The organism is Aeromonas fluvialis, from assembly GCF_000819885.1.
Taxonomy (GTDB): Bacteria; Pseudomonadota; Gammaproteobacteria; order Enterobacterales; family Aeromonadaceae; genus Aeromonas; species Aeromonas fluvialis.
The window spans coordinates 730-6,349 of record NZ_CDBO01000051.1 but is presented as its reverse complement, the minus strand read 5'-3'; the positions used below and the strand labels follow the sequence as shown (position 1 = coordinate 6,349).

1 protein-coding gene and 1 pseudogene are annotated in these 5,620 nt (G+C 36.3%); both read right to left on the bottom strand.

What is annotated here, in order from left to right; translation table 11 throughout:
* Nucleotides 1-74 precede the first annotated feature (74 nt).
* Nucleotides 75-5,102, bottom strand: coding sequence for an EAL domain-containing protein (locus tag BN1125_RS18140; RefSeq protein WP_052446141.1), 5,028 nt, complete (start codon nucleotides 5,100-5,102; stop codon nucleotides 75-77).
* A 120-nt stretch (nucleotides 5,103-5,222) separates the two neighbouring features.
* Nucleotides 5,223-5,620: pseudogene (locus tag BN1125_RS10465) on the bottom strand (transposase); the annotation flags it as partial.

The following is a 5,620-nucleotide window of genomic DNA, read 5'->3' as shown; positions in this document are numbered from 1 at the left end:
GGACGATCGTCTCATTTTTTACCTGTCAACTGGTCTGGGTGAACCGTTACTATCCAAGGTCCTGTTCATTATAGTTAACTAAAGTCATCTAAATTTAACTTATTGCCAATAATAATTTCTTTCAACTTTTCAATTGGTTTTGGGGTGCAAAGATAAAAACCCTGAGCAAAGTCACAACCATTATCCTTTAAAAATTGCCATTGCTCTTTGGTCTCAATGCCTTCCCCTATAGTTCTCAGTTTCAGCGCTTTGGCAATTAAAATAGTCGCTTTCACTAACTCTGCAGATTTAGGATCATTGTTTAATTGGCTGATAAATGAACGGTCAATCTTGAGAGTATCAAAAGGTTTGTCCATTAAATATGATAAATTAGAATAGCCAGTACCAAAATCATCCATCGAGAACTCTACACCTAGTTTTCTGTAGCGTTCAATATTGGTATAATTGGCGTCATCAGCAGCAATTAACTGCCTTTCAGTTAGCTCAATAGCAATTGAATTTCCTGCTAGATTAAATTTATCCAAATACATCTTAAAGTAATGGAATAATTTTTCATCGCTCAAATCTTTTTGTGAGAAATTAATAGCAATTTTAACGTTGCTTTTAGTTGCTTTCTGCAATTCACACAGTGTTATAAACGTGTTATAAACAACAAATTTTGTTATTTCTGTAATCAGCCCAGATTCCTCTGCCACGGGAATGAATTTGCTCGGTGAGATCAAACCTAAATTAGGATTATCCCAACGAATTAAGGCTTCCAAATAAGTAATTTCTGAAGTTTTAAAATCGACAATTGGTTGAAAATAAAGCTTGAATTCGCTGTTATTGAGGCCATTGCGTATAGAGTGTTCTAATGTTGCTTTTTGCAATGCTGAAGAGGATAATTCTTCGCTAGTAAAACGATAAGAGTTTCCTCCAGTAGACTTAGCATCATACATCGCAATATCTGCTTGACTAATTAATTCACTGGCAGTGATACCATCAATTGGAGAGACACTAATCCCGATACTTGCACCAATATTTATGGTATGGCCTTTAATAAGCATCGGTTTAGAGAGCCAATCAATTATATTTTGAGCAACTTTACCCGCTTTTAATGGTGAACTTAACCCCTCTAATATAACAACAAACTCATCACCACCGAGGCGTGCAACAGTATCTTCGTTGCGCAAAACCTCTTTGAATCTATGCGCAACTTCCATTAAAGTAAGATCACCAATTTGATGTCCTAACCCATCGTTTACAACTTTAAACCTATCTAAATCTACAAACAAAAGTGCAACATGTTTCTGTGTTCGTTTCGATTGCTCAAGTGCATGTGTCAGTCGATCACTGAACAAGCTGCGATTAGGTAAATTTGTTAATACATCATGGTTAGAGAGATATTTAATTTTTTCTTGAGCTTGTTTAAGTGGAGATATATCAGTTATGACGCCAATGTATTGAACGATTTTATTATTACTGTCAGTAACTGAGGTGATATTAAGGTAAGCTGTATAATATTCGCCTAACTTGGTACGGTTAATAATCTCACCAGACCAAATTCCTGTTATAGTTAATGAACGGTACATCTCTTCATAAAAAGCTTTAGAGTGTTTTTCCGATTTTAATATACGAGTATGCTTTCCAATTATATCAAACTTTCTATAACCGGTTATCTTTTCAAATGCAGGATTGACATTTTGAAAATTCATTTCCTTATCGGTAATTAAAATCGCCTCCTGTGTTACATTGAAGACTGTTTGAGCCTGTATATACTCTGCTTCTAATAATTTTTCTTTAGTAATATCCTCAATAATGAAAACAAAATAATCTGGTAAGTTATTTTCTCTTACAACCGAAACGGCAATACTTACCCAAATAAGTGTGCCATCTTTTTTGTAGTAACGTCTTTGCTTTTTGTAACTATATTCATCAGTATCAACCATTTCTCTTAATTTCGCAGTATCTATTTCTTTATCATCTGGGTGGCAGATATCAGCCATTGTGATGTTTTGAAAACTAGCTTGAGAGTAACCTAACATGTCTAACATCGTTGGATTTGCGATGATAATTTCTTCTTGAAGGTTAAGATGCATTATACCTACATTTGCATATTCAAAAGTAGATTTAAATTTTTGCTCACTTTTTAACAGTTGATTTTGTGAATGAATCTCTTTGGTTACATCCTTGGCAAATGTCCAAATTTGTATTTGGCCCGCCTCATCTTTGTTTAAATAATCACACACTTCAAGATAATTTCGCTTACTACCTTGTCCTTTCAATTCTAATGAATAAGGCCCAAAATAATTGATTTGCGATAATGATTGCTCTCGATTTTCGCTGAAGTTACTGGGCATTAGATAGAAAAAATCATTCCAGTTTTTCCCAAGCAGTTGTTCTTTAGTCAGCCCGGTCAAACTTTCCATGCGTTTATTCGTTCTAACAAACATACCGTCTAAGGTCGAAACAACCACGATATCATTGATACTATCAAGAACTGAAGTGTAGCGATCGTTTAGTAAGTTCAAGTCCTTGGCAATCTTTGAGTTATTCTGATAAAGCTCTTTGAGCTCTGCATAAGCAACCTGTAACTCTTCATTTGTGGATTGTAACTCTTCATTACTTGTTTCCATCTCTTCATTAGTTGATTGCAATTCTTCATTAGAACTTTGTAATTCTTCATTAGTAGATTGAAGTTCTTCATTACTAGTTTCTAGTTCTTCGATCAACGTTTGCATATGCTCTTTAGTGCGGCTTAATTCAAGTTGCATTGCATCATATGAATATTGTTCATCAGTCTGTTGATTAAACTGGAGTTGAGGGAAATCCTTGCTAGATACCTGATTAAAATAAAATATGTATAATTTTGAACGTTCATTAAAAATTGGCACGAGAGATATTTGGATGTATATGGCGTCCTGATTTGAAAATTGCAAGGGGATATAAATACTGCTTACAATACCATCATTCATTTGTAATGATTGACTAACTAGTTTCCGCAGGTCTATAGATAACCGAGGATCAATAATCTTGTATAGGTTGTAAGAAACATAGCCCTCTGGAATATTAAGGTAACTTTGTGAGCCTTTTTTATAGATAACTTCAAGTTGTTCATTGGTGACGATAATATTAGGCAGGAGTAGTTTGGACGCTTGAATAGCCACTTTTTCGTGTAATGGAGTTTCATCCTGTGGGGTAGGATTTATTACTGAGTCCATTTTAGTATAAACTGGTGGTTTAACAATCAATGAATTATAATTTTCATTTGATGTGGGGATACTCTTGAAAATTTTATTAACCTTATTTATTGGCACAAAAAAATGTTCAAAATTAGTAGCATTTTCAGACTTACCCAAAAACAATATTCCATTATTTTTTAATGCATAATGAAATGTGGGCATAATATATTTTTGAGCATGAAGATTAAAATAAATTAATAAGTTTCTGCATACCAGTAAATCTATTTGCTTGAATGGTGGATCTGATAGTAGGTTGTGAAACGAGAATACCACATGTTCACGCAAACTCTTCTTGATCTGAAATTCTTTATCTTTAATGTTAAAATACTTTTGAATATAGTCTTCTGGTATATTGGCCATAGATGTAGCTGAATATAGCCCATTACGGGCTATTTTTAGCGCATTTTCATCAATATCGGTGGCAAAAATCCTAAAGTTCAGTGTTAGTTGTCGTTCAACTAACAACTCGTTGACAGTCATGGCAATAGAGTAGGCTTCTTCACCAGTTGATGACCCTGGCATCCAAATACGTAGCTCGTTATTGTCATGTTTCTGGTCAAGATAACTATCTAGTATGGATTCAAGAGCCTCATAAGCTTCTATATCCCTAAAGAAACTGGTGACACCTATTAATATATCGTTGTATAAAAGCTCTACCTCTTTTTTGTTTTCTTTTAATATTTCGACATACTCAGTTAGGTTGGTCATTTTTAACGCCACCATTCTTCGCTCGATTCTTCGTCCAATAGTACTTTTTTTATATACAGAAAAATCGACCTTTTTATATTTATGTAATTGGTCAAAAATAGTCGTTATGTTGTCATTAGGCTGTGTAATTTGATATCGGCTGAGCACTTTTTGACGTGGGAAATTAGCAAGTGCAACTAGTTCTTGCCCTATGAGACCAGGCTCAGTGATAATATCAATGTTACAGCCATTGATGGATGCAAGCGACATTCCGTCAAATTTTGCGCTGGCAGGATCCTGAACAAAGGTGATGCCACCTTCCGCATTAATTGCTCGCATCCCCTGAGCACCGTCGGAACCTGTTCCTGAAAGGATAATGCCCACTGCCTTATCTTTCTTGTACATAGCAAGCGAAATAAAAAGTTTATTAACCGATGGCTTGGGCAGAAATGAGAGTCGATCTGGTTCTGAAAGAACAATGGTGTTGTTTGAGTCAATCTCGATATTATTGTTCGGTGGAGTGATGTAAATAATATCGCTCTCGAGTATTTCACCATGCACGGCATCTTTTACATGTAAAATAGTCTCACGCGAAAGTAAATCTACTAACATGGTTTTATGCGTTGGACTGAGGTGTTGAGCAACCACATAGGCGGTATTGTTTTTCTCAGGAAGACCTGCGACTAATGCACTCAGTGCTTCTAAGCCACCCGCACTAGAACCAATTCCAACCACCAATAGAACATCATTGCAACTATCTTCTAAGTGATTTTCAATTTTCATAGGTACTTTGTTAAATTTTGGGCTAGATTTATCTTTTTTGTTTTTAGATGACATAATTGAATTAATTAGTGAGAGTAGCCTTTCATTGCTGGTAGGTTTTAAAATAACGCCATTGATGATTTTTTGAAATGATTCAGTTATGAATGGTTCGTTGACATGGGCACTAAATAGAACTATCGGAGTGTGCAGATCTTCTTTTCGGATAGTTTTGATTAACTCAACACCGTTCATGACAGGCATCTGTATGTCAGTGATAACAAAATCGGGCTTATACTTAAAATATTTTTCTAAGGCTAGTTCGCCATTATTAGCTAGTAAAACGGTTGCAAATTTTTTTCGCAAAAAATCAATATACTCTTTAGAATTATCTAATTCAGCGTCTGAATATAGTACTTTTAAGTCTTTTTTCACCTTTGCACACCCTCATGAAATGATACTTCGTAAAACTCTCCAGCGAAACCAATATAGATTAATGATAAACATCATGATAATTACGTATATTAGACGTAGTACAACTCCATGTACAGGGCCTTAAGAAAAAACGTCAATCAAAACACCTTCCAAGGTCCTGTTTTGTATCGATTTTCTTTGCTTTGTCCAGCGAACGTTTCATGACAGAAAATCAACGGCCCATACCAGACCCTCGGCGATCGCTTGCTGGCCCGTCACAAAGCCCTTGAGGTTGTTGTGCGATTTCCACTCCTTGAACAGCAACTCAACCTGCCAGCGACAGCGATACAGACGCATCACGCGCTCTGCTGGCCATGCATCACGTGGCAAGTTGGTCATCCAGACGCAGAATCGCTTCTCCTCGGCGAACCAGCGCCGGATCAATCGATACTCGTACTTGCCCGATCTCACATCCATATCCAGCACTTCTGCCCGGCAGTGCCGCCGTCCGGCCTCCTTGAGTGACATGCCGGTCAGCT